This is a genomic window from Micromonospora sp. NPDC050276 (genome assembly GCF_044459545.1).
In the GTDB taxonomy this organism is placed as follows: domain Bacteria; phylum Actinomycetota; class Actinomycetes; order Mycobacteriales; family Micromonosporaceae; genus Micromonospora.
In genome coordinates this window covers 14,400-38,536 of record NZ_JBITJA010000014.1, presented here as the reverse complement: position 1 = coordinate 38,536, position 24,137 = coordinate 14,400, and the positions used below count along the sequence as shown (strand labels likewise).

Sequence of the window (24,137 nt, the reverse complement as noted above, 5' to 3'; positions counted from 1 at the left end):
CATGACTGTTTCCACTGCTGGACTGTCCGGATTGCGCCGCGCCGGTGCGCTCGCTGCCGCCACGCTGGCCGCGGTGGCGCTTGGTGTCGTTCCGGGTGCCCGCGCCGACGCCGCCGGCGGCATCCTGCCAATCGGCGATGCCGACCTGACGGAGGTCACCACCAGCCGGGCCCTGGCCGACGGTGTGACCCTGACCCGCATCGTCCGTGGCACCGAGCCCGCGCCATCCGACCAGATCAACACCACCAGTCGAGGCCCGTGGGTGGTCAACGTGCTCACCATCGACCCGCGTCGGGCCCGCGGGCACCTGAAGGCGACGTACGGCCCGAACCTCGGCCAGGTCGAGAAGACCACCGATCTCGTTCGTGACGCCGGCGCCCTGGCCGGCGTCAATGCCTCGTTCTTCACCTTCACCGCCAGTCCGCTCTACCCCGGTGACCCGGTGGGCCTGGGCCTGTACGGCGGGAAGCTGCTCAGTGAACCCACCACCGAGCCCGGCGAAGTCAACTTCGTCGTCGACGCCAACAACAACCGCGCACTCACCGGAAAGCTCACCTGGTCGGGCAGCGTCCGAAACCGGCAGACCCGCGCGGTACTGCCACTGGAGTTCATCAACCACCCGCCGGTCATCCCAGCCGGCTGTACCGCCCTGACCGACCAGAGTGCGTGTACCGAACCAGGTGACGTCGTCCAGTTCACCTCCGAGTTCGACTCGGCCACTCCGACGGGCCTCGGCGTGGAGGTCGTCCTCAATCGGCTCGGCTGCGTGGTGCGGACCGCGACGAGCCGCGGCACCACCCTCGCCGCGGGCCAGACCTCGTTGCAGGCCACCGGGCGGGACGCGGGCGCGCTGCTCAAGGTGGCCGGCCGGGGATGCCTGGACCTGACCTCGACCCTTGCCGACCAGCAGGGGCGGCGACTCCCGCTGCGCCCCGGCCTGTTTGGCGTGAACGGGCGGTACCGGTTGACGGCGGACGGTCAGATCGTCGTGCCCGACGGCGGATCGGACAGCTTCTTCGCGCGCAACCCACGTACCATCGCCGGCACCACCCGGGAGGGGAAGGTCGTGCTCGCGACCATCGACGGCCGACAGACCACGAGCGTCGGCACCACACTGGACGAGACGGCCGCCGTCGCCCAGGCACTCGGTATGACCGACGCGGTCAACCTCGACGGCGGCGGCTCTACCGCCATGGCCGCCGAGGGCACGCTGGTCAACCACCCGAGCGGTGCCGAGCGGGCCGTTGGCGACGCGCTCGTCTACGTCGAAGGCCGGTACCACGGCGGGAAGTAACCGTCGCCGCCGATCCGTCCCCGTCTCCGCACCGGTTGCGGAGGACCCGGGAGAGGGAGTCGGCGCGCGCTGCCCGATGGTGATCATGGGGCGGAACACGCGCCCGCTGCCGAGCGGGTGCCCCAGCGTGTGGCTGGGGCACCCGCGGCGCTGGACGAGCCACGGTGGATGGCTGGCGGCGTTGGCGTTCTGCGAGGTGAGGTCACCGCCCGCAGGTGCCGCATTGCCTTCGAGTGCGCAGGTGGTAGTCGGCGGACGCGACGAGCAGGCCCAGCCCCATGACGAGGTACGCCGACATCGCCACCCACAGGAACGCGTCGGAGAACTCGCTGTACGAGCCCGACGTCACCTGCACGATCCCCATACCGAAGTAGGCCACGATGCCCGCGCCGAGCCCGAAGCCGGGCACCAGCAGCAGCGGACGAGGAATCGCGTGACCGGCGAGCAGCGGCACCCAACCCGGCCAGACCTCACCCCAGCGGTGCACCAGCGCCAACGGCAGCAGCACTCCCGCCAACACCAGACCGATCTCCAACCCGGTCAGGGCGGCGGTTCGGTCAAGGCGGTCGAACCCCACCACGAACTGGGCCGCGAAGCGGGTCACGAGGCCGGCTACCGTGGCGTACGCCGCCCAGAGTGCCCAGCGCGCGGAGGCTGAGCGTCGTGCACCCGGTTGTCCGGTACGGCAGCAGGCCGGACAGTCGCCCCGGGTGCGCCGCTGATAGCGCGCGGTGGCCAGAGCGAGCAGGACCGCTCCGGTGACACAACCGAGCCGACTGACGAACGCCACCAGGTCGAAGTTGGGGCCGACGGTGAACAGCAGGAAACCCACCAGCTCCGGCAGCAGGATCGCGGCCGCCGCGACGAGCGCCCCGGCGACCGCCCAGGCGGCCCCGGCAAGTGCCGGCCGCCACGTCGCCACCCGGTCCAGGGCAATCGCCAGCAGTCCTGCGGCCGCGCACAACGCCACCGACCGCCACCCGGTGAAAGCGAGCAGGTCCAACCCGAGCCGCCCGAACTCCGGAGCATCGCCGACCGTCCAGGCCAGACGTACGCCCCCGTATGCCACGGCCCAGCCGAGCATTGCGTACGTCAGGCCGTGGACGCTCCGACCGACGATCGATGCCGATGTCGTCATGCACCCGATCCTCCCGGCGTCCCGCGGGTGCCGTACCCCGCTGCCAGGGGACGTCACTCCCTCGCGGGAGGGACCTGCCGGACGGTGCCGGTGCTGCCGGCTGCCTGTTCGTGCGCCCGGTTCAGGATTGCCTCCGCCTCCCGGCGCGCGGCGCTCACCGTCTGCTCGGCGTCGAGCTTCGCAGCCCTGAGAAGGTCGTCGGCCTGCTCCTCGGCGATTTGGAGGATCTGCTCCACCCGGGGTCCCAGGTGGGCGAATGTGGGTCTGTCGGCGTTCGGCCGCTGTCGTTCGGTGACGCCCGCTGTGCCCGTCGCCGTTCGGTCGCCGGCCAGCTCGTCACGGTTGGCCAGGCCGTCCCCCACCAGATCGGACCCTGCCCTACCGATCAGGTAGAGCCCGATGCCGAGTGCGGCGACCGCGGCTCCGGACCAGACCGCGGCCAGCCCGAGGGATGGACCGACCGCGACACCGACGCCCAGCCCGAAGAGGACTGCCGCGGTCTTGACCGGCCTTCGCATGGGTCCTCCTCAGGTGGTGCGGAAACGAGGGCTGGCGGTTCCAGCATGACGACCGGGTCAACCGGGCTCGGTCCGTTGTGGAGTGACCGGGTGTGGTGTGGATGCCAGGTCTTCTATACCGTGGCACGGTCACGGGAGGTCACTTCCTTGACTGGGCTGTCCCGCGATGACGTCGCGTACGCGTTCGATATGGGGGTTCGTCGTGACCATGGAATCGCCGACGGCCGGCCAATCCGAGGCTGGTGAGGCTGGTACGCAGCAGAAGATCGACACGTCGGTCCCGCATTCGGCGCGGATCTGGAACTACTGGCTCGGCGGCAAGGACAACTTCGCGGTCGACCGCGAGGCAGGAGACCAGTATCGCCAGGTCTTCCCCGGCGTCGTCGATGTCGCGCGGGCGTCCCGACAGTTCCTGGTCCGCTCGATCATGTTCCTCACCGCCGACGCGGGCGTCCGCCAGTTCCTCGACGTCGGCACCGGGCTGCCGACCGCCAACAACACCCACGAGGTGGCGCAACGGATCGCGCCGGACGCGCGGATCGTCTACGTCGACAGCGACCCGCTGGTGCTGGTGCACGCCCGCGCATTGCTGATCGGCACGGCCGAGGGCAGGACCGCCTACATCGACGGCGACCTACACGACCCGGCCTCGGTGATCGCCGAGGCAGGCAAGACGCTCGACTTCGAGCAGCCGATCGGTCTCATTCTCAGCGGCGTCATGGGCCACGTGCCCGACTACGAGACGGCCCGGTCCATCACGCGGCGGCTGCTGGCGGCGCTGCCCAGCGGCAGCTACCTCTCCCTCAACGACGGCACGAGCCTGATCAGCGCCGAGATGCGGCAGGCGCAGGACGACTACAACGACAGCGGGGCGACGCCGTACACCCTGCGCTCGCCCGACGAGATCGCCGGCTTCTTCGACGGTCTGGAGCTGGTCGAGCCCGGCGTCGTGCCGTGCCCGCAGTGGCGACGCGACGACGCGGTCGACACGCCCGCCGACATCGACGCGTTCGGCGGAGTGGGCCGCAAGCGCTGACGCTTCTTCGTACGGCTCGCCGTCGGCCCGGTGTGCGGCATCGTCGAATCACCCCGCACGTGAGCGCCCCCGACCTGATGATGTCAGGACGGGCGTCGCGGGTTGGGAGGGCGATCAGGAGTGGCCGATCAGATGTCGGGAACCGTCGTGCTCACCGGAGGGACCAGCGGGATCGGTGCGGCGGCGGCACGGCGCATCGCCACCTCCGCCGAACGGTTGTTGCTGCATGGGCCAGAGCCACAGTCGGCCGTGCAGCCGCTGATCGACGAGCTTCGAGGCATCGGTCGGGCCGAACTGGTGTACGCCCAGGCCGACTTCGACCGACTCGACGATGTCGTCGCCCTGAGCCGTATGGTGGCGGAGGCGGCCGAGCGGGTCGACATCCTCATCAACAACGCGGGCCGCCCCGGTGCCAGGAGCCGTCGGTGCAGCACGGATGGTTATGAAGCGACGCTGCAGACCAACTATCTGGCAGCTGTCCTGCTCACCGAGCGGCTCCTGCCGTATGTTCCGGCTGGGGGACGGGTGGTGCACGTGTCGTCGGCGACCCATCTATCCGCCCGCCTCGACCTCGACGACCTGCAGTTTCGGCACGGCTACGAGCCGGCCGCCGCGTACGCCCGGTCCAAGCTTGCCCTGGTGGCCCACGCTGCGCGGCAGGCCAGGTACTACCGACCCGGCATCGTCAGCGTCCACCCGGGGGTGGTCAGCACCCGTCTGCTGCACGCGATGTTCGCGATTCAGGGTCAGGACGCGTCGCACGGTGCCGCGAACCTCATCCACGCCGCCGTCGATCCGGCTGTGCCCAGTGGCGCCTACCTGGACGAGGGGCGGGTCGCCGAGCCGGCCGAGCAGGCCCGCGTGCCGAGCTTCCAGGACGACCTCCACCGGCGGACCATGGCGCTGCTGACACCCTGGCTCGGCGACTCGTCGTCGCGGTCGGCCCCCGCGTGAGCGCCGGGTCGCATCCGGTAGCCCTGTTGTGCTGCCCGGCTGGCCACCGGGTGCGTCTTGTCCGGGTCATCCGGACGGTAGCGTTGAGGGGTGAGTGAGCCTGAGCGGCTGAATGCCCGTGAGCAGCGTGCGTGGTTCGGCTTCCTGACGATGCAGGAGGATGTTCGGCGTCACCTGAACCGCCAGTTGCTCCGGGAGGCGGGGATCTCGCTTGCGGATTTCGCCGTTCTGAGCACCCTGCGCCGCGCGCCGGACGGGCCGATGCGGGTCTTTGAACTGCGGGAAGCCCTCAGGTGGGAGAAGACCCGTCTCATCCACCAGATTTCGCGCATGATCCGACGCGGGCTGGTGGAGCGCCAGAGCTGCACCGAGGACCGTCGTGGCACTGACGTGGCCCTTACCGAGGAGGGGCGATCGGTGATCGACAGGGCCACCCCTCTGCACCTTCGGTACGTGCGTCAACTCTTCCTGGACGTTCTCAGTCCCCGTCAACTCGACACCCTGGCCGTCGTGTCCGAGGCCGTGCTGGACAACCTCGAGGACGAACCCCTCGAGGACTGAGGTGACGGTTCCAGCCCCGTGCCATTAGGGTGACGTGTCATTTAATCGTTGTTCCGAGGAACGCGGCAGGTGATCGCTTTGCTCTGAACTGGATGCCACGTCACCTTCCTCCCCGACCGAGCTGGCCCCGTACGCCGGTCGCCGAATACGGGACATCTGGGCACGTTTCCCATCCTGCGGTACGGATAACCAGCCCGAAGGCGTCGCGACATCTCCTCGGTCGGACTCCGCTCAGGGTGGCCATTCTTTGGGTCAACTAGGTGATGTGTCACCAGCCACAAAAGGGTGACGCATCACCTTGTGATGACTACGTTTGGCCACGGCGCCCGCACTCCCGGTCGTTTCGGGGGTGCCACCAAGCGCCCTCCACACCATGCGGAGGGCTCCTAGAAAGGATCGTTGTCATGGAACGCATCTGGCTCGTCACCGGAGCAGGCTCCGGCCTCGGTCGGGAAATCGCCCGGGCGGCGCTCGCCGCCGGGGACACCGTGGTGTTGAGCGATCGCCGTACGGCGGGGGCTGAGGAAGTTGTCGCCGCCTTCCCGGACCGCTCCCGCACCCTGGAACTCGACGTGACAGACCCGCAGCGGGTCGCTGCGGCCGTCGATGAGGTCGTTGGCCAGTACGGTCGGATCGACGTGCTCGTCAACGCCGCAGGGCGGGGTCACATCGGTGCGGTGGAGGAGACCACCGACGCCGAGATCCGGTCCCTCATGGAGCTGATCTTCTTCGGCCCCGCAGCCCTGACCAGAGCGGTCCTGCCGCACATGCGTAAGCAGGCAGGAGGCGCGATCGTCCAGGTCAGCAGTCTCGGCGGACAGTTGTCAGTCCCCGGGATGTCCGCGTATTCGGCGGGCAAGTTCGCGCTGGAAGGCTTCTCCGTCGCCCTCGCGCAGGAGGTCAACCCGCTCGGAATCAAGGTGCTGATTCCGCAGCCGGGACCGATGCGCACCAACTTCGCCGGGGCTGCGATCAGCGAGTCGGCCCACATCGCCGCGTACGACGGCACGGTCCGCAAGCTGCGCGATCACGTGAACGAGGTCGGCGGCAAGGAGGCGGGCGACCCGGTGAAGATCGCGGAGGCGATCCTGACCGCGTTGGCCGCCGAGAACACGCCCCTCCGGCTGCCGATGGGCAACGAGACCCTGGACCGTCTCAACGCCGTCGCCAAGCAGACGCAGGACGAGCGGGCCACCTGGGAAGCCGTCAGCCGCGGCACCGACTTCGCCGAATGAGATCACCCGCGCCCCTGGCGTGGGAGAAAGGAATTCGCAATGGATCGCGTACGGGGAAAGACAGCAGTCGTCACCGGCGGCGCGCTGGGAATGGGCGCTGCCACCGTCCGCCGGCTGGTGGGCGAGGGCGCGAACGTGGTGATCGCCGACGTGAAGGTCGCTGAGGCCGACGCGCTCGCCGCGGAGCTCGGACCGACGGCCGTGGTCGAGGAACTCGACGTCCGGTCACCGGATCAGTGGGCGGCCCTCGTCCAGCGCACGGAGGCGCGGTTCGGGTCTGTCGACATTCTGGTCAACAACGCCGGCATCGCCGACCCCGCCGCACTGGAGGACTGGGACGTCGCACGGCTGCAGCGCACGCTGGACGTGAACCTGATCGGTGTCTTCAATGGCATCCAGGCCGTGGTCCCGGCGATGAAGCGGGCTGGCGGTGGTTCGATCGTCAACATCGGCTCCGTCGGTGCCCTGCAGGGAGTGCCGAGAATGTCCGGCTACGTCGTCTCCAAGTGGGCGGTCCGTGGCCTGACCAAGACCGCCGCGCTGGAGCTGGGTGCACACGGGATCCGAGTGAACGCCGTCCATCCTGGCCAGATCAACACGCCAATGACCAACGGTGTCACCTTCGACACCAGGAATGTGGCGCTCGGTCGGGTTGGTGAACCCGACGACATCGCCAGGATCGTGCTCTTCTTCGCCAGCGACGACTCGCAGTTCGTCACGGGCAGCGAGGTGGCCGGTGACGGCGGACAGATCGCCGGGCAGGCCGACTATCAGGGCTTGCCCCAGTAGCGGACGGGGCGAGTCCGTTTGGGCGCGGAGCGCGACCGCGGACACCGGTGCCGAAACATGTGGCGCCGAGGCCGCCGAACGCCGACGGCGCCCTCCAGGCCGAGGCGGCGTCCATCCGGCGGGGCTGAGTTACTGGGCCGGTTGGTCGGTCGGCGGGAGGACGCTCTGCACCGCCACGCAGGGGTCGGTGGCCGGTGCGGCGGCGTGGATCGCCTCGGCGGCGCGGGAGGCGAGGTCGCGAAAGACACCGCGCTGCTTCTCGGGCAGCCCGCCCAGCACGTGGTCCTCAGCGTGGGCGACCCGTCGCTCGGCCTCGGCGAGCGTCTGACGCCCGCGTTCGGTGGCCACGATCCGCCAGGCCCGCCGGTCCTGGGGATCACGCTTGCGCTCGATGAGACCGGCGTCCTCCAGGTCGTCGATGACGTACGTCAGAACGCTGCGGTCGATGGCCAGACGGGCGGCAAGGGCGCCCTGCGTGGGCACCTCGTCATGGACGACGACGGCCAGAATGTGGTAGCCCCGGCTGCCGTGCGGCACGTCCTTGAGTAGCTCCTCGACGTGCTCGTGCCAGCGGCGCAGCACCATGCCCAGAGACCAGCCGAAGTTCGAACCGCGCTTGCGGTCGGCCGGCAGTTCGCAGGGGTCGGTCACGGACATATCCCGATGCTAGTTGGCGGCATGTTGATCATCAGGGAGCATCGTGCCGACCCAGGAATGATTGGCCCGGCGAACATGTTGTCAGACAAACGATAGGCACAGCACATAATAAGTTGACCAAACGATCGTGTGGATGGTGAAAGCAATGTCGGATTACGGGCACGAACTCCGGTTTGGGTCGTTCCTGACACCGAGCGTGCACGACCCGGACCGGGTGGTGGCGCTGGCCGAGCTGACCGAGGCGGCCGGGCTGGACCTCGCCACCTTCCAGGACCACCCCTACAACGCGGAGTTCCTCGACACCTGGACCCTGCTGAGCTGGGTTGCCGCCCGCACCGAACGGCTACGGATCTCGGGCAACGTCCTCAGTCTGCCGCTGCGCCCGCCGGCCGTGCTGGCCCGGGCCGCCGCGAGCCTGGACCGGTTGTCGCACGGCCGTTTCGAACTGGGCCTCGGCGCTGGCGCGTTCTGGGACGGGATCGAGGGCATGGGAGCGCGTCGGCTCACCCCCGGGCAGGGGGTCGCGGCGCTGCGGGAAGCGATCGACATCCTGCGCGGCGTCTGGGACGACACCGCCGCCGGGCCACTGCGGCGCGACGGGGAGTACTACCCGGTTCCCGGCATGCAGCGCGGCCCCGCGCCGGCACACGACATCGACATCTGGCTCGGCGCGTACCAGCCGAAGATGCTGGCCCTGACCGGCCAGAAGGCCAACGGCTGGCTCCCGACGCTGGAGTACCTGCGATCGCCGGACCGGGTGACCGCCAACCGGCTCATCGACGAGGCGGCCATCGCCGCGGGCCGGGAGCCCCGGGAGATCCGACGGCTGCTCAACCTGTTCAAGGTAGACGTCTCGTCGCGCAGTCGCGGTTTCCTGCAAGGGCCGGCCGAGCAGTGGGTCGACCAACTCCTTCCGCTCGTCCTCGAGGAGGGGTTCAGCACCTTCCTGATCGGACGCGACGACCCACGCCTGATCCAGACCCTCGGGCAGGAGATCGCCCCCGCGCTGCGGGAGGCGGTCGCCAAGGAGCGCACGGGGAGTGTGGTCGGCACCGGACGGGTCCGGCCGAGCGTCGCGCTGGCCGAGCGGCATCCGGGCGTCGACTACGACGCGCTGCCCACGTCCCTGGCCAGCAGGTCCGTCGAGCCCGGTGACCCGGAGTACGAGGACGTCCGCCACACCTACAGCTGGCACGGATCGCCGGCCCTGGTGATCCGGCCGCAGACGGCCGCCGAAGTGATCGACGCCGTGTCGTACGCCCGGACGCAGGACGTTCCCCTGTCGGTGCGCAGCGGCGGGCACGGCATCAGCGGCCGGTCGACGAACGACGGGGGAGTCGTCATCGACATGTCGAGGATGAACAAGGTCGAGGTGCTCGACCGGTCGACCCGTCGGGTGCGGCTGGAGCCGGGTGCCCGGTGGGGTGACGTGGCCCAGGCGCTCGCCCCGTACGGCCTGGCCATGAGCTCGGGCGACTACGGTGACGTGGGCGTCGGCGGTCTCGCCACCACCGCCGGAGTCGGCTACCTGGCGCGCAAGCACGGTCTGACCATCGACCACGTCGTCGCCGCCGAAATCGTCACCGCGGATGGCCGCCTGCTCCGCGTCGACGAGGAGCAGCACCCCGACCTGTTCTGGGCCATCCGCGGCGCCGGTGGGAACTTCGGTGTGGTCACCGCGCTCGAGCTGGAGGCGTACGAGGTCGGCAACGTCGTCTACGCGCAGCTGGTCGCGGACGCGACCGACACCGCCCAGCTGTTGCGCCGTTGGGGCAACCTCGTCGAGGACGCGCCACGGGAGTTGACGAGCTTCCTCTCGCTCTTTCCCGGCCGCCGTGGCAACCCACCGATGGCCCAGGTCACCCTCGTCTACGCCGGTGACGACGTCGAGGCGGCGCAGTCCGCCCTGAGCCCGTTCCTGGAGATCGGGCCGATTCTCGATCAGCAGGCGCAGCTCGTGCCGTACCCGGCGATCGTCGTACCGCCTGGCAATCAGCATCGGGGACAAGGGCTGCACGACACCCGCAGCGGGCTGTTGCACCACGTCACACCGCAGGCGGCCGACCTCATGGACAACATGATCCATTCCGGTGATGTGATGATCATGCAGTTCCGGTCGGTCGGTGGGGCGGTCAACGACGTCGCCCGAGATGCGACGGCGTACCCGCACCGGGAGCAGAACTTCTCGGTGCTCGCCGCCACCGTCCCGGACCGCAGGCCCCAGCTCGACAAGCTCTGGGCCGAGCTGTACCCGCACCTCGACGGCATGTACCTCAGCTTCGAGAGCGACACCGATCCGGCCCGACTGCTGGATGCCTGGCCCGAGCCCACCCTTGGCCGGCTGCGCGCCATCAAGGCCACCTACGACCCGGACAACGTCTTCAACCGGAACTTCCCGATCCCACCGGCCGGGCAAGTCGACTAGAGGGCGCCGGAGAGGTACTCGCGGCGACGCTGCGGTTCGAACTTCTCGATCGCGTATCGCAGCATGACCCGTGGCATGACCCGGTAGCGGCGGACGAGGAACTCCTCCTCCGCCGCTCTGTCCCGGTTGCCCACCTCGCGCAGCATCCAGCCCACCGCCTTCCGGACGAGGTCGTGCGGGTCGTGCAGGAGCCGGTCGCCGAGTCGGAAGGTCCACTCGAAGTCACCGGCCTTGATGAAGGCGAAGGTCGCCATGATGGCGATGCGCCGGTCCCACACGAGGCTCGACTCGGCCAACCGATCCAGCACGCTCCGGTCCCTGTCGATCAGCCAGGGGCCGACGATGTACGGCGCGGACGAGTCCACCAGGTCCCAGTTGTTGATGTGGTCGGTGTTGGCCAGGATGGTGTCGAAGACCTGGCCCCGTTGCTGCTCGTCGCCCTTGTTGAACTTTCGGACCAGGATGAACAGCGAGGTCAACCTCTCCTCGTGCGCACCGCCGGTGAGCAGCCTCGTTGTCTCGGCCAGTGAAAGGTCGCGCCAGTACCGGCCGGCCACCTTGCGCTGGTCGGGCACGGAGACACCGAGGGCCCGATCGCCCTCGCCGTACCCATCGGCGACCATCTGGAGGAAGCGACTCGATGCCTCGGCTCGACGTGGATCGGCGAGGCTGGCGAGTTCCCGACGCACGTCGTCGCTGGTGGCCATGACGGTCCACGCTATACCGACCCGGGGTGTGGGTGGGTGAGGCGGAGGTGAGGAACCAGACGTGCGGCGGACGTCGACCGAGAAGAATTCAGTGCCATGCACCCCGACCAGCCATCCAACCGAGGCGTTGGCCGAGTTGGGCCGCGTGAGACCGTCTTCGACGACCTGCTTCGTCGCATCGCCGACCTTGCCAAGGAGGCACGGCCTAGCGGCGAGAACCTGTCGCGCCGTGAAGATCGGACCCACGTCGAATCGTCGATCGACCGGGACCAGGTTGTTCGTCGCGAGTGCGACCCCCTGGTCCCAGCCGATCGGCCGATCAGCAGTTCTCGGTGGTGTACTGGACCCACGGGTTGAGGTACGCCCCGCTGATGAAGCCGGACCCACCGGTGCTGAAGCGCGCGTGCCACCAGACGGCGATGCCGTTGACCGTGTCCCCGCCCGTGGCGCAGTCCAGGTACGCCGTGACCCCGCGATTCACCTGGCCATAGGCGGTGCAGGACGTGTGCGGCCCGGTACGGTAACGGACACCGTCTGCCGTCACCACGGCTGTACGGCTGCTCCGGTCCGACCAGCCCTGCCCACAGGCCGCCGACGCCGGCGTCGTGGGCACAACGTAGGTCACCGCCGCCGCGAGCACCGCGATACCTGCCAGCCGAGCACTCATTCGTCGCGTGGTCATCTGTCTCCCTCCACAAAGGTGACTTTCGCCCAGCATATATCGATAGGTGTGCTCAAGCCTGTCGATTCTCGTAGACATCGGGCTACGGACAGCGCCGACGTCATGGTCTGGTCCATCTTCCGACGCCAGCACCAAGCCGCCCTGTCGCGCGCTCACGGACTGCCCTGTGGGCGGCCTCAGGCCGTCCTCGAGAGCTCGTGCGGCATTCGAGAGTCAGCGGATCGTCAGCGAACGCCGTACGTATGGCGACTCTCGATCATGCTCGGGGCACGACCGCTCCGTCTGGCCACGCGGTACGGCACTCGCTGCTACCTTAGCGATCAGCTGTTGTTCTGGATCCAGGGCGCTTCCTCGATGGTGGAGGGGGTGCATACGTTGTCGCCGGGGGACCGACGACAGGTCTGAAAACGAATTCGGCTGCCCTTGTCGCCGTAGTAATTGTTGCTGGCGGACTCGTAATAATCCTTGTTGCACCTGCCCCAGCTCGGGGCGCTCAAATTGTTGTTGCACTCGCCGTGACGGTATGGCCGCCACGTGGAGCCGTCCTTGAGCCAGTTCTCCCAGTAGATGAAGGTCTGGCTTCCATCGGCGAAGCTGTCCTGGATACGCCAGACGTCGCCGTACCTGGTGAAGCAGCCCTTTGCGGTCATGACCCATCCGACGGTCGGAACGAGCGCCCAACTCTCCGAACAGGACTCGCCGCCTGAATCATAGGTGAAGGTAGAGATGTCGTCCTCGAACGGCTTCGCGAAATCTGCGGCCAGGGCGGGACTCTGTCCGCCCAGCAGAATGGCGAGGACTGCCGCCGTAATGGCAAATGCTCTCTTCACGTGCACCTCCGTCTCATCGTTCGCGCTATCTCGTCGCGAACTCACTCATCATCGGTAGGGGCGGTGATCCCGGCAACGACACCGAACGACTTCGAACAATTCCGAACGGTCCCCGAACGCGCGTACGCCCGACGTGCGGCCCGGTTGGCCTGGGCCGGCGGGATCGGCTGATCTTCGACTTTCGGGGCCGCTCTTTGTGGGAGTCGCTTGCTGCCCTTCCCGACCAGCCGAGCTGGCTGCGCAAGCGAGTACTAGGGCTGAGCGGCGACGGAGGGGTCGAGAGGGTGCCGTGCCTGTGTGGCACAGCGGGGAAGTCGTGAAGCCACGCCGCTTCGTGGCGTACCGGCCGGTGTCGACGCGTCGTCCCGTTCGAGGTGCCGCAGCACCCCGGCGACGGTAAGCACACGAAGGACGAACGGCGAGAGGGCGCGAAGCGTCAGCCGGCCGCCCCCGTAGGCGGCCAGCTGCCCATGCGTTGATCCGGCAGGCCGCCGGGGGACAGCGGTCGGAGTGGGGGAATCTGGTCGGTCATATGCTGCCTCCGCCCTCGACGAGGGTCCGATGACGATGCGCGGGTGTGAGTGCCTGACCCACGGGTAGGGCTGACTCATGCTGACGCGAGCGGTGCGGCAAGGACTGGCGGCCGGTTTGGCCGGAGCGGTGGTGATGACCGCCGCGGAGAAGGTCGAACAGCGGGTGACCGGCCGTCCCGACTCCTACGTGCCGGCCCGTGTGCTGGCCAGGCTGACCGGACTGCCGGAATCGTCCGGACAGCAGCCGCGGTGGCAGAACCTGGCGATGCACTACGGACAGGGCGCGCTGGTCGGGGTGTTGCGCAGCGTCATGGCGCAGGCCGGGCTGCGCGGCGCCTGGGCTTCGACGATGTTCACGGCGCTGCGCTTGACCAACGACCAGATCCTGGAGAACGCCATCGCGCGTTGCACAAGTTCATCTACGCGTTCGCCACCGGAGCGGTGGCCGACGCGCTCGCCGCTCGTGACGGCGCGGGCCCGGGGCAGCGGCACGCGGCGCTGCGCCCCGGTCGCCACGCAGATGTCGGTCCACTGCCCCGGGCGGCAGTAGTCCGGGCCTAGATGATCGATTCCAAGGGGTGTGGGGCAGCGAATAGGCACGAGGGCATCCATGATCGGCGTTGCCTAGGCAACGAGACCATGGAGGCCACGCGCACGTCGATCTGGACACCCTCGCGACCGCACTGTCCGTCAGGATCGACGACGAGTTGAAGGCGTGCCCGCAGCTCATCCCGTGGCGGCCGAAGGTCGGGATCGCCGGCTACAACAAGCGCCTGCGGCGTCTGAGCACCCAGTTGGCCCCTGTCGCCGCGGTCCTGGCCATCGACACCGACCGGTGGCAGCACCCGATCCGGATCGCCGGCTCCACCCCGGTGCCGTGCGGCACGTCCCGGGAGACGGTCCTACGCTCCGACCTGGCCGGTTGGGCCGGCTACGGCTACTGCGCCTCGCACTCCCGGCTGGTCTGGGGTCTGCGGCTGTACCTGGTCACCACCGTGCACGGCAAGGGCTACCGCGACCGTGACACCGAAGCCTGGCTCAACGACAGCGGTATCACCCTCGTGCGACCCGCGTACCGCACCGAACCGGCACGCCTTGGCCGTGGCCTGCTGCGGGCCGTACGGCAGAGCATCGAATCGGTCAACCAGACCTTCAAAAGCCAACTCAACCTCGAACAACACGGCGGCCGCACCATCACCGGCGTCGCCGTCCGGATCCTGCAACGTGTCCTGGCCCTGACCGCCGCGATATGGCACAACTGGCACACCGGCCAACCGATCATGCGATCCCTAACCGCGTACGACCACTGACCCCTTGGAATCGATCATCTAGGGCTTGTCCTGCCGGTCAGTGATCAAATGTCGCCACCGTTGGGCTTGCCCTCGCTCCGAGGCCTGATCTGGTAGATCGTCTGGCGTGACGCAAGTGCACTGACAGACGAAGAGTGGGAGTTCATCGGGCCGTACCTGCCGATCGGCGAGTACGGCCCGCACCCCGCCGCCGACCGCAAGCGCACGCGGCCCGAAGCCGTCGCCGGGGACAAGGCCTGTTCGTCCCGCGGCAGTCGCACCCACCTGCGCAGACGGGGCATCAAGGCCGTCCGAGGCATCGCAATCCGCTACGACAGGACCCGGGAGGCTATCTCGGCGGCCTCCACCTGCGTGCCTGGGTGATCTGGATTCAAGAACTCACCCGGACAACCCGTTGATCACAATAGGATGCAGCAGCGATCGGCGGTGGGCGAGGGCAGACGATGACGCAGGTGGACACGGCGGAACCCGGGCAGGGCGACGCCGGCGGCCGGGATACCGGCGCCGGGACTTGGCGCGCGCGCATCCGCCGGGCGATACGCGCAGCCTCCCGGCCGCGCCCCTGGAAAAGCGGCCTGGTGCTCGCGGCGCTGGCGCTGCTGCTCGGCCTGATCCTGCTGCTGCACGCGCAGATCACGGACCGCCGGGGCCTCGGCAGCCTGGTGGAGACCTTCCTGCCGTGGTTCGGCCTGTTCATCCCCGTACTGCTGATCGGGGCGCTGTGGCGTCGTTCCGCCTCTGCGGTGGCCGCGCTGCTGCTGCCGGCCGTGGTGTGGCTGAACCTCTTCGGCGGGCTGCTCGGCGACAAGTCCCGCCCGGGCGGCGACCTCACCGTGGCCGAGCAAAACGTCAACGCCGACAACCCCGACCCGGCCGGCACCGCCCGCGACCTGGCCGCCTCCGGTGCGCACGTGCTGGCCCTGGTGGAGCTGACCCCGCAGGCCACGGGCACGTACCAGAAGGAGCTGGCGGAGGCGTATCCGTACCACACGGTGCAGGGCACGGTCGGGCTGTGGAGCAAGCTGCCGCTGTCGGACACTCAGCCGGTAGACATCCAGATGGACGCCGGCCCGCTCGCGGCCACCAAGCCGGCCGACATCAAGATGGCCTACAACCGGGCGCTGCGCGCCACGGTAACCACGGACCAGGGAACCCTTGCGGTGTATGTGGCCCACCTGGGGTCCGTACGGGTGAATCCCAGGGCGGGCTTCTCGACGGCCCACCGGGACAGAAACGCGCAGGCGCTCGGCGAGGCCATCGCCGCCGAGCGGAACGAGCGGGTGGTGCTGCTCGGCGACCTGAACGGCACCATGGACGACCGCGTGTTCGCCAGCATCACCTCGCAGTTGCGCTCGGCCCACGGCGAGGCCGGGAAAGGCTTCGGCTTCACCTGGCCGGCGACGTTCCCGGTGGTGCGGATCGACCAGATCCTGGTCCGCGGCGTGAAGCCGGAGAGGTCCTGGGTGCTGCCGGCCACCGGCGGCGACCACCTGCCGGTCGCGGCCACCATCAGCTGGTGAACACCGCATGGAGCTCCGATTCCGTCTCGGGATCCGTCCTGTGCTGCTCAGCAACTCACAACGCTCGGCAACGGAGTCGGGCCGAGATATGCCCTCGAGGGATCGACGCAGGCTCCTTCACTTCCAAGGTCGCTCACACCTCCGACACCTGGGGACGAAAGACCTTGCGGTACGCGCCCGGCGTGACGCCGAGGAGTTGTCCGAACTGGAAACGGAAGGTGCTCGTCGTAGGCAATCCGGTCCGATCGACGATCCGATCGACGGTGTGGTCGGTGGTTCCAAGCAGCTCCTGCGCGTGACGGATGCGCACCCCCGACACCCATTGCATCGGGCTCTGCCCTGTCTCGTCCTTGAATCGACGCGTCAGCGTACGCACAGTCATGCCGGTCGCGGCGGCGATGTCCGCGAGGGTGAGGTCACGGTACGGGTTTACTGCCGCTGCGGCCGCGATGCTGATCGCATTCATCTTGCCTGGTCAGACACGCGTCGTCCACGCGCTAGACACGGGCGCGGACGACGCCGGCGAGTCGGTGCCAGACGGGATCGCACGCCGACTCGGGATGCTGAGGGGCGTGTTCAACCTGCGCTGGGCGATCGTCGTCGTCCTCATGGTCTACCGTCCTGGCTCCACCACGGGCGTCGGACTGTGAGCCCGCGTCGCATCCTGCAGATCGTCGGCACGGTAGAGTTCGCCACCCTCGTGCTGACGCCTCGATCCCACGTTGGCGCTATCCCTGAGCTGTGACGAGGAACGGCGGCGCGACGACGAAGATCCGGTTCGCGCGGGCGCGCTTGGCCTGCCAGCTTCCAATTCGGTGATCCGTTGCAGCGGTTGTCACTCGGCCCCAAGGCCGATGGCCTCGGGCAAGCGCTACGCCGTCATCAGTTTCGAGAGCGTTCTCGACCGGCCGTGACGAGGGACTTCGTTTGGGTGGCTGCCGCCGAATCGGCGCATACGACGGGTGGCCGGTTTCCGTCGTAGGCTGCTCCCGCACGTGACGGACAGGAGGCTGAGGTGGCCGAGACGACGGTGGCCGAGGTGCTGGCCGAGTTGGCCGAGCTCGAGGACCCGAAGATGCGCGAGGTGAACGAGAAACACGGTGACGATCACGGCGTGAACCTCGGCAAGCTGCGTGCGCTCGCGAAGCGGCTGAAGACGCAGCAGGAACTCGCGTGTCAGCTGTGGGCGACGGGTGACACCGCGGCGAGACTGCTGGCGATTTTGATCTGCCGCCCGAAGGCGTTCGAGCGTGACGAGTTGGACGTCATGTTGCGCGAGGCGCGCACGCCCAAGGTGCACGACTGGCTCGTGAACTACGTGGTGAAGAAGAATCCGCACTCCGAGGAGCTGCGCCGGGCGTGGTTCGCCGATCCGGACCCGGTGGTTGCCAGTGCCGGCTGGGCGCTGACCACCGAACGCGTGGCGAAGAAGCCCGAGGGCCTCGACCTCGCTGGACTGCTCGACGTCATCGAGGCCGAGATGAAAGACGCCCCGGATCGCCTGCAGTGGGCGATGAACCACTGCCTGGCTCAGATCGGGATCGAGCACCCCGAGCACCGCGCCCGGGCAATCGACATCGGTGAGCGCCTGGAGGTGCTCAAGAACTACCCGACTCCCCCGGGCTGCACGTCGCCGTTCGCGCCCATCTGGATCACCGAAATGGTGCGCCGACAGCACGTCAAGTAGGAAGGCCGGCCCTCACGCTCGTGCCGCCACTTCCCCAGACGCTGCCATCCCGATGCCTCTGCGAAGGTCAAGGGGCGAAGTCGGCGCGTAGGGCGGTGCAAACGTCACGGTCGACGGCAGCAGTCGATCGTCATCGTCGCCGGAGCGGGAGGAGCACCGCAAGCAGCCAGACCGTGACCACCGCGACCGCCACCGCGACGCGTTGTCATGACCACCTCTGCATCCCCGCTCGTCCAGCTTCTCATCACGGCGAGCATGTCGGCCTGCTGGCCGACGCGGGCACGCCCTGGACGCACCCGACTCTCGGCGCCGGACACGCGGCTGGATAGCAGGTCGCGCAGACTCCGACCACTGTCCATGGCCGGAGCACTAAACTCGTGATGACTGAGGGTAGCGGCACAAAGACCTTTCGTGACCGCTCCAGGTCCTTCGGAGCAGACCTCCTAACAGCAGGCGCAGAGGGGAAGAACGACGTGGCTCATGACGTTCCGGCGGGTGAAGTTGACGAACTGAAGTTCATCAATCCGAAGGGTCTCTACGATCCTCGGCCGAACGCCTACTCGCATCTTGCGGTATTCCCGGCCGGCTGGCGAATGATCCTTCCGGCAGGACAAGGCGGCGAGACTGAGGACGGCGGTCTGGCGGAGAACTTCGGGACGCAGCTCAGACAAGCGCTGGCGAACACGGCGACTGTGCTCGCCGCCGCCGGTGCCACCATGTCGGACGTAGCGAAGTTCAACCTCCTCGTCGTTGACCACAACGAGGAGAAGTTTGGGATGGTGAGGCAGGAGTTCGATCGCGTATGGGGTGACCGGAAGCCGGCATGGACTCTGATCCCGGTGCCCGCCCTGGCGCTGGACGGAATGCTGATTGAGATCGACGTTATCGCTGTGGTGCCGCAGTAAGCCGGATCCCAGTACTGTCGATCACCGACGGCTAACCTCGCACGTGCAGGCCGAAGCCCTTGCGGCCCGGCACTTCCAGGCCCTCCTTCAACCGCAGCGACGGGATCTCGTAGTCACCGAAGTTTTGGCGCCGGAACGGAATCGGCTCGGTCGTCTCCAGCGACAGCAGCCGCTCCTTCCATGCCTTCGCGGCGTCCTCAAAGTCGCCGCCGGTGATCTTGTCGGTGCCGTACAGCACGAACGGCGGCAGCACCTCCACGCCCGGGTAGTACAGGATCCCGTGGTGGATCGGGAACAGCAGGTCCTCGATCGGGCCGTTGATCCCGCGATCGGTGTAGTGGGACTCCGGGCCCCCGACGGTCACCGACAGGATCGCCCGCCGCCCCTGCAGCGTCCCCTCACCGAAACGCTCGCCGTACCGGGTCTCGTCGTGCACCCCGACGCCGTACGCGAAGCGGAAGGAGAACACCCGGTCCACCCAGCCTTTGAGGATCGCCGGCATCGTGTACCACCACATCGGGAACTGGAAGACCACCGTGTCGGCCCACAGCAGCTTCTCCTGCTCGGCCGCCACGTCGGGCGTGAGCGCGCCGGCGTCGGTCGCCCCGCCCGAACTTGGTATCACCTGCAGCGGACTCGTAGCGTGCGCGCCGAAGTCCGCCGCGTCCACCACGGCCTTCCAGTTCATCGCGTACAGGTCGCTCACCCGCACCTCGTGCCCGGCGGCTTCGAGCGTGGAAACGGCGAGGTCCTTCAGCGAGCCGTTGAGCGAACGCGGCTCGGGGTGGGCGTAAACGATGAGGGTCTTCATGGCTGTTCCCTTCAACAAGGTGTGTCGCCATGGATGCTCGGCCGCCGGTGGCCGCGTCATTCAGGGGCGGCTCTTCCATCGGACGGGACTTCCTGGTAACGGCAGGACCACCTTCACGGGCGTTACCCGAGCCATACTGGGTGCATGGACGATCTCGCGGGCTTTCTGCGCACCCGGCGCTCCCGCATCGACCCTTCCGCCGTCGGCATCCCCACCGACAGCCGTCGCCGCGTCGAAGGGCTGCGTCGCGAAGAGGTCGCGCACCTGTCCGGGGTCAGCGTCGACTACTACGTACGCCTGGAGCAGGGCCGCGCCACCCAGCCCTCCGAACACGTCCTCGACGCGCTCGTCCGCGTTCTCCGCCTCGACGAGACCGAACGCGGGCACCTGTACCGGCTCGCCCGGCAGCGGCGCCGCCGCGCAAAGTCGCCCAGCGGGCGCCTGCGGCCGGAACTGCTGCGCGTACTCGACCTGGTCACCGACGCGCCCGCCCTGATCATGGACCACCGGCTGGACGTGACCGCCGGGAACCGCCTCGCCAGGCTCCTCTACGGCCGGGAGATGCCGGGCTTGAACACCGCTCGGCACATCTTCCTCGAGGAGGCCGAGCGTGGCCTGTACGCCGACTGGGAGAAATGCACCCTCGACGTGGTCGGGCACCTGCGCCTAGCGGCCGGGAAGTACCCCGACGACCGACGCCTGGCCTCGCTTATCGGCGAGCTGGCGATGGGCAGCGAGCGCTTCCGCCGCCTCTGGGCCCGCGCGGACGTGAGCGCCCGCACACATGGACGCAAGGCGTACCGGCACCCGCTGGTCGGACTACTGGACCTGCACCAGGAGAACTTCGTACTGCCGGATGAATCAGGCATGGAACTGCTAGTCCTGTCGGCGGCATCGGGGAGCTCTACCGAAGACGGGCTACGCCTGCTGAGCGCGCTTAGTAGTGACGGGAATTCCACAGGGAAAGGCTCACGGGTAACGAATGCGTCATGAGCCGCAACAAGCCGTTGCAGCGGCGATTCTGGTTGACCGGGTATTTTCGCGGATGCGTTTGGCAGTGTGCTGTCCTGTCCTGCTACGAGTCGGCCCGGACCAGGCCGCGGGCGAAGGCGGTGCAGGCGCTGGCGGCCGTGCTCGGCGTTGACGTGCTTCAGCTGCTTGCTGCCCGGAACACCGGTCACGCCGGTCACGTTGCGCGCGCCTCTGGGCTGACCCGGGACGACATCGGTGCCGCGCTGGCATCAGCCGCAGCCTCTAGATGATCGATTCCAAGGGGTGTGGGGCAGCGAATAGGCACGAGGGCATCCATGATCGGCGTTGCCTAGGCAACGAGGCCATGGAGGCCACGTGCACGTCGATCTGGACACCCTCGCGACCGCACTGTCCGTCAGGATCGACGACGAGTTGAAGGCGTGCCCGCAGCTCATCCCGTGGCGGCCGAAGGTCGGGATCGCCGGCTACAACAAGCGCCTGCGGCGTCTGAGCACCCAGTTGGCCCATGTCGCCGCGGTCCTGGCCACCGACACCGACCGGTGGCAGCACCCGATCCGGATCGCCGACTCCACCCCGGTGCCGTGCGGCACGTCCCGGGAGACGGACCTACGCTCCGACCTGGCCGGCTGGGCCGGCTACGGCTACTGCGCCTCGCACTCCCGGCTGTTCTGGGGTCTGCGGCTGCACCTGGTCACCACCGTGCACGGCAAGGGCTACCGCGACCGCGACACCGAAGCCTGGCTCAACGACAGCGGTATCACCCTCGTGCGACCCGCGTACCGCACCGAACCGGCACGCCCTGGCCGTGGCCTGCTGCGGGCCGTACGGCAGAGCATCGAATCGGTCAACCAGACCTTCAAAAGCCAACTCAACCTCGAACTGCACGGCGGACGCAGCATCGAAGGCGTCGCGGCACGCGTCGCGCAACGCCTCCTCGCAATGACCGCCGCGATCTGGCACAACCGGACCACCGGCCAACCCGTGACCAGGTCCTTGATCGCCTACGACCACTGACCAGGCTTCGGACTTACTCGTCTAGGTGTAGGCCCGGAAACTGCGGGTGGGGCCGTGGGGTGCTTAGCTGCACAGATGATCACACCCGTTCCCCTCGGTACCTGGCCGACGCCGTTGGAGGCCGCGCCGCGGCTCGCCGCCCGGCTGGGGCTGGCCGAGTTCTGGTTCAAGCGTGATGACCTCAACGGCCTCGGCGGGGGCGGCAACAAGGTCCGTAAGCTCCGGTACACCTGCGCGCAGGCGATCGCCGCCGGCGCCAACACCGTGATCACCTCGGGAGCGCCGCAGAGCAACCATGCCCGGCTCACCGCGGCGGCGTCCGCGCGGCTCGGCCTCTCCTGCGTGCTGGTGCTCGCCGGCCCGCCCCCGGAGAGCCGGCGAGGCAACCTGCTGCTCGACGGGCTCGCCGGCGCGGAGATCGTCTGGGCCGGTGAACGCCCGCTCGTCGACGTGGTGGCGGCCGAGGCGGCGCGACGATCGGCGTACGTCATTCCGTTCGGTGGCACCTCGACCGCGTCGATCCAGGGTTATGTGGACTGTGCTCGGGAGTTGCGGGACCAGCTGCCGACCATCGACGGGGTTGAGGTCGTGGTGGCGCTCGGCTCCGGCGGGACGATGGCCGGCCTGGTGCGGGAGTTGGGCGCGCAGCGGGTGGTCGGCGTGGATGTCGGCGCCGTGCCGGACCCCCGGGCGACCGTCGCCGGGCTGCTCGTCGGTGAGGTCGAGCCGGATGCACTGCGGATCGACGGCACTCAGGTCGGTGCCGGCTACCGCACGCTGACCGAGGCCGCCCGGGCGGCACTGGAGCTGACCGCGCGTACGGAGGGGGTCTTCCTCGACCCGACGTACACCGGTCGGGCGATGGCGGCGCTGCTGGCCGGTAGCTTCCCGCGTGGCGACCGGGTCGTCTTCCTGCACACCGGCGGGCTACCGGGGCTCTTCGGCCACCCCGAGCTGTACTCGTGGTAGCCGATCCCGAGGACGTCCGTCTCGACACCTGCGGTGACCAGGGCGACCTCCGGCTCCAGGCGGTACGGAACCTCGGGCGTGGTGTGCAGGCCGATCCCTTCTCACACGAGTCGGACCTCGTGTTCGCCGATGCCGTTCGACCAGCTGAGCCGGCGGCGCGGGACGCCGGCTCTCCCCGGGCGGGCGCGCCCGGCGGCGGACCGCGCGGATCCGGCCGAACTGGCATGCGAGCGCGCTCGCCGGGTACGCCGCCGTGGCTCTGGGCCGACGGAACGCCCGGGCCGGACCGCTTTCCGTGCAGCCGAGGAGCACCGACATGCCGATCGCAGGGCGAGCCCGACTCTCGCCGACGGTCTCCCTGGTGCTGCTGGCGTCGATCCTCGTGTCGTTTCTGGCCGCGTCGGCGGCCCCGACCCCGCTCTACGGCATCTACCAGGAACGCTGGCACTTCTCGCCGGTGACGACCACGGTGGTGTTCGCCGTCTACGCCCTCGCGGTGCTGGGGTCGCTGCTCACCTTCGGCAGGTTGTCCGACCACGTCGGTCGGCGGCCGGTGCTGGCCGTCGCGATCGCGGTGCAGATGCTCTCGCTGGTCGTCTTCGTCTTCGCCAACGGTGTACCCGCCCTGTTGGTGGCCCGCCTCGTGCAGGGGCTCGCGGCCGGCGCCGCCACCGGCGCCGTCGGTGCCGCCATGCTCGACATCAACCGCAGCCGAGGCACGCTCGCGAACTCGATCGCCCCGGGTATCGGCACCGGAAGCGGTGCCCTGCTCTCGGCGCTGCTCATCCAGTTCCTGCCCGCGCCGACGCGGCTGGTGTACGTCGTCCTTCTCGTGATCCTGCTGATCCAGGGCGTCGGGGTCGCGTTGATGCCGGAGACGGTCACGCCGATGGCCGGGGCGCGACGCAGTCTGCGGCCGGACATCACGCTGCCCCGTTCGGTGCGCCAACCGGTCCTGGTCGTCGTCCCGGTGCTGTTCGCGATCTGGGCGCTGGCCGGGTTCTTCGGCGCGCTCGGCCCGGCGCTCGTCCGCAGCCTGATGAACACGTCGATCGTGGTCGGCGGGCTGGTCCTCTTCGTCTTCGCCGTCTTCGGGTCGATCGCCGTTCTGGTGCAGCGCAACACCGCCGCGCGGACGGTGATCCTGACCGGGATCGTCGCGCTCATCCTGGGCATGATCGTCACACTGGTGTCGGTCATGGCGCAGTCCGTCCCGGGTTTCTTCGTCGGCCTCGCGCTCGGGGGCGTCGGCTTCGGCAGCGGCTTCCAGGGCAGCCTCAAGACGGTCATGCCGTTGGTCGAGGCGCACCAACGCGCCAGCGTGCTCTCCGTGCTCTACGTCGTCTGCTACGTCGGCTTCGGTCTCCCCACGGTGATCGCCGGTTTCCTCGTCGTCTACGCCGGGGGCCTGCCCCGGACCGCCGACGAGTACTCCGTCGCCGTCATCCTCCTGGCCCTGGTCGCCCTCTTCGGGGTGCGCAGGGCCACCAGGATGGCATCGGGCTGATGCCGGGAAGCCGGCGCCGAGCAGGGACGCAAGCAGTAGCGTGGTGATCAGGAGGGGGGCGG

Annotated in this window: 24 protein-coding genes and 2 pseudogenes; 18 read left to right on the top strand and 8 right to left on the bottom strand. The window is 68.7% G+C overall.

Features of this window, described 5'->3' with window-relative positions:
- The first annotated feature begins 1 nt into the window (after position 1).
- The gene (locus ACIBF8_RS25875) at positions 2-1,294 is read left to right on the top strand and encodes a phosphodiester glycosidase family protein (RefSeq protein WP_396786324.1); all 1,293 of its coding nucleotides are present in this window, start codon (positions 2-4) and stop codon (positions 1,292-1,294) included.
- A 202-nt stretch (positions 1,295-1,496) separates the two neighbouring features.
- Here the strand turns inward: ACIBF8_RS25875 and ACIBF8_RS25870 are convergent, their stop codons facing one another.
- Together ACIBF8_RS25870 and ACIBF8_RS25865 are read right to left on the bottom strand one after the other, a co-directional pair.
- Positions 1,497-2,432, bottom strand: coding sequence for a hypothetical protein (locus ACIBF8_RS25870; RefSeq protein WP_396786322.1), 936 nt, complete (start codon positions 2,430-2,432; stop codon positions 1,497-1,499).
- Positions 2,433-2,485: 53 nt separating this feature from the next.
- On the bottom strand, positions 2,486-2,950 hold the full coding sequence (locus ACIBF8_RS25865) for a hypothetical protein (RefSeq protein ID WP_396786320.1): 465 nt from the start codon (positions 2,948-2,950) through the stop codon (positions 2,486-2,488).
- A 208-nt stretch (positions 2,951-3,158) separates the two neighbouring features.
- On the opposite strand from ACIBF8_RS25865, the gene ACIBF8_RS25860 reads away from it, so the two are divergent.
- The 5 genes from ACIBF8_RS25860 (at position 3,159) to ACIBF8_RS25840 (ending at position 7,525) form a co-directional block, all read left to right on the top strand.
- A complete protein-coding gene (locus ACIBF8_RS25860; RefSeq protein ID WP_396786474.1) occupies positions 3,159-3,986 on the top strand; it encodes an SAM-dependent methyltransferase in 828 nt (275 codons plus the stop codon).
- A gap of 132 nt (positions 3,987-4,118) precedes the next feature.
- Positions 4,119-4,940, top strand: a complete 822-nt coding sequence (locus tag ACIBF8_RS25855) for an SDR family NAD(P)-dependent oxidoreductase (protein WP_396786318.1) — start codon at positions 4,119-4,121, stop codon at positions 4,938-4,940.
- A 90-nt stretch (positions 4,941-5,030) separates the two neighbouring features.
- Positions 5,031-5,501: a MarR family winged helix-turn-helix transcriptional regulator gene (locus ACIBF8_RS25850; protein WP_396786316.1), complete on the top strand. Its 471-nt coding sequence runs from the start codon at positions 5,031-5,033 to the stop codon at positions 5,499-5,501.
- Between the two features lie 404 nt (positions 5,502-5,905).
- Positions 5,906-6,736: an SDR family NAD(P)-dependent oxidoreductase gene (locus tag ACIBF8_RS25845; RefSeq protein ID WP_396786314.1), complete on the top strand. Its 831-nt coding sequence runs from the start codon at positions 5,906-5,908 to the stop codon at positions 6,734-6,736.
- Between the two features lie 39 nt (positions 6,737-6,775).
- Complete coding sequence (locus tag ACIBF8_RS25840) at positions 6,776-7,525, top strand: SDR family NAD(P)-dependent oxidoreductase (protein ID WP_396786313.1); 750 nt, start codon at positions 6,776-6,778, stop codon at positions 7,523-7,525.
- Between the two features lie 129 nt (positions 7,526-7,654).
- Here ACIBF8_RS25840 and ACIBF8_RS25835 read toward each other — a convergent pair whose 3' ends face one another.
- Positions 7,655-8,182: a MarR family winged helix-turn-helix transcriptional regulator gene (locus ACIBF8_RS25835; protein ID WP_396786311.1), complete on the bottom strand. Its 528-nt coding sequence runs from the start codon at positions 8,180-8,182 to the stop codon at positions 7,655-7,657.
- A 145-nt stretch (positions 8,183-8,327) separates the two neighbouring features.
- On the opposite strand from ACIBF8_RS25835, the gene ACIBF8_RS25830 reads away from it, so the two are divergent.
- Complete coding sequence (locus ACIBF8_RS25830; RefSeq protein WP_396786309.1) at positions 8,328-10,607, top strand: LLM class flavin-dependent oxidoreductase; 2,280 nt, start codon at positions 8,328-8,330, stop codon at positions 10,605-10,607.
- Here the strand turns inward: ACIBF8_RS25830 and ACIBF8_RS25825 are convergent.
- The 3 genes from ACIBF8_RS25825 to ACIBF8_RS25815 all read right to left on the bottom strand — a co-directional run bounded on the left by ACIBF8_RS25825 (position 10,604) and on the right by ACIBF8_RS25815 (position 12,826).
- Entirely contained in the window at positions 10,604-11,314 is a 711-nt protein-coding gene (locus ACIBF8_RS25825; protein ID WP_396786307.1) for a DNA alkylation repair protein, read from the bottom strand. The two genes, ACIBF8_RS25830 and ACIBF8_RS25825, sit on opposite strands and share 4 nt — an antisense overlap.
- Before the next feature lie 319 nt (positions 11,315-11,633).
- On the bottom strand, positions 11,634-11,996 hold the full coding sequence (locus ACIBF8_RS25820) for a hypothetical protein (protein WP_396786305.1): 363 nt from the start codon (positions 11,994-11,996) through the stop codon (positions 11,634-11,636).
- Between the two features lie 320 nt (positions 11,997-12,316).
- Complete coding sequence (locus ACIBF8_RS25815) at positions 12,317-12,826, bottom strand: hypothetical protein (RefSeq protein ID WP_396786304.1); 510 nt, start codon at positions 12,824-12,826, stop codon at positions 12,317-12,319.
- 609 nt (positions 12,827-13,435) lie between these two features.
- Between ACIBF8_RS25815 and ACIBF8_RS25810 the strand changes: the two genes are divergently transcribed.
- From ACIBF8_RS25810 to ACIBF8_RS25800, 3 genes are all read left to right on the top strand, one after another.
- Complete coding sequence (locus ACIBF8_RS25810; protein ID WP_396786302.1) at positions 13,436-13,909, top strand: hypothetical protein; 474 nt, start codon at positions 13,436-13,438, stop codon at positions 13,907-13,909.
- 70 nt (positions 13,910-13,979) lie between these two features.
- Positions 13,980-14,669: an IS982 family transposase gene (locus tag ACIBF8_RS25805; RefSeq protein WP_396786300.1), complete on the top strand. Its 690-nt coding sequence runs from the start codon at positions 13,980-13,982 to the stop codon at positions 14,667-14,669.
- 536 nt (positions 14,670-15,205) lie between these two features.
- Positions 15,206-16,189, top strand: coding sequence for an endonuclease/exonuclease/phosphatase family protein (locus tag ACIBF8_RS25800; protein WP_396786472.1), 984 nt, complete (start codon positions 15,206-15,208; stop codon positions 16,187-16,189).
- A 133-nt stretch (positions 16,190-16,322) separates the two neighbouring features.
- Here the strand turns inward: ACIBF8_RS25800 and ACIBF8_RS25795 are convergent.
- Positions 16,323-16,613: pseudogene (locus ACIBF8_RS25795) on the bottom strand (helix-turn-helix domain-containing protein); the annotation flags it as partial.
- Positions 16,614-16,620: 7 nt separating this feature from the next.
- Here ACIBF8_RS25795 and ACIBF8_RS25790 point away from each other — a divergent pair.
- The 3 genes and pseudogenes from ACIBF8_RS25790 to ACIBF8_RS25780 all read left to right on the top strand — a co-directional run.
- Positions 16,621-16,839 (top strand): annotated as a pseudogene (locus ACIBF8_RS25790) (hypothetical protein); the annotation flags it as partial.
- Positions 16,840-17,204: 365 nt separating this feature from the next.
- Positions 17,205-17,876 (top strand): DNA alkylation repair protein, encoded by a 672-nt coding sequence (locus tag ACIBF8_RS25785; RefSeq protein WP_396786298.1) that lies wholly within the window; start codon positions 17,205-17,207, stop codon positions 17,874-17,876.
- Between the two features lie 380 nt (positions 17,877-18,256).
- Positions 18,257-18,781, top strand: coding sequence for a RidA family protein (locus tag ACIBF8_RS25780; protein ID WP_396786296.1), 525 nt, complete (start codon positions 18,257-18,259; stop codon positions 18,779-18,781).
- 31 nt (positions 18,782-18,812) lie between these two features.
- On the opposite strand, the gene ACIBF8_RS25775 is transcribed toward ACIBF8_RS25780, so the two are convergent.
- Complete coding sequence (locus ACIBF8_RS25775) at positions 18,813-19,592, bottom strand: NAD(P)H-dependent oxidoreductase (protein WP_396786294.1); 780 nt, start codon at positions 19,590-19,592, stop codon at positions 18,813-18,815.
- Positions 19,593-19,736: 144 nt separating this feature from the next.
- On the opposite strand from ACIBF8_RS25775, the gene ACIBF8_RS25770 reads away from it, so the two are divergent.
- From ACIBF8_RS25770 to ACIBF8_RS25750, 5 genes are all read left to right on the top strand, one after another.
- A complete protein-coding gene (locus ACIBF8_RS25770; RefSeq protein ID WP_396786292.1) occupies positions 19,737-20,585 on the top strand; it encodes a helix-turn-helix transcriptional regulator in 849 nt (282 codons plus the stop codon).
- Positions 20,582-20,854 (top strand): hypothetical protein, encoded by a 273-nt coding sequence (locus tag ACIBF8_RS25765; protein WP_396786290.1) that lies wholly within the window; start codon positions 20,582-20,584, stop codon positions 20,852-20,854. Before ACIBF8_RS25770 ends, ACIBF8_RS25765 begins: the two co-directional genes overlap by 4 nt.
- 85 nt (positions 20,855-20,939) lie before the next feature.
- Positions 20,940-21,599: an IS982 family transposase gene (locus ACIBF8_RS25760; protein ID WP_396786288.1), complete on the top strand. Its 660-nt coding sequence runs from the start codon at positions 20,940-20,942 to the stop codon at positions 21,597-21,599.
- 75 nt (positions 21,600-21,674) lie between these two features.
- A complete protein-coding gene (locus tag ACIBF8_RS25755) occupies positions 21,675-22,568 on the top strand; it encodes a pyridoxal-phosphate dependent enzyme (protein WP_396786286.1) in 894 nt (297 codons plus the stop codon).
- A gap of 316 nt (positions 22,569-22,884) precedes the next feature.
- A complete protein-coding gene (locus ACIBF8_RS25750; RefSeq protein ID WP_396786284.1) occupies positions 22,885-24,075 on the top strand; it encodes an MFS transporter in 1,191 nt (396 codons plus the stop codon).
- Positions 24,076-24,137: the final 62 nt, after the last annotated feature.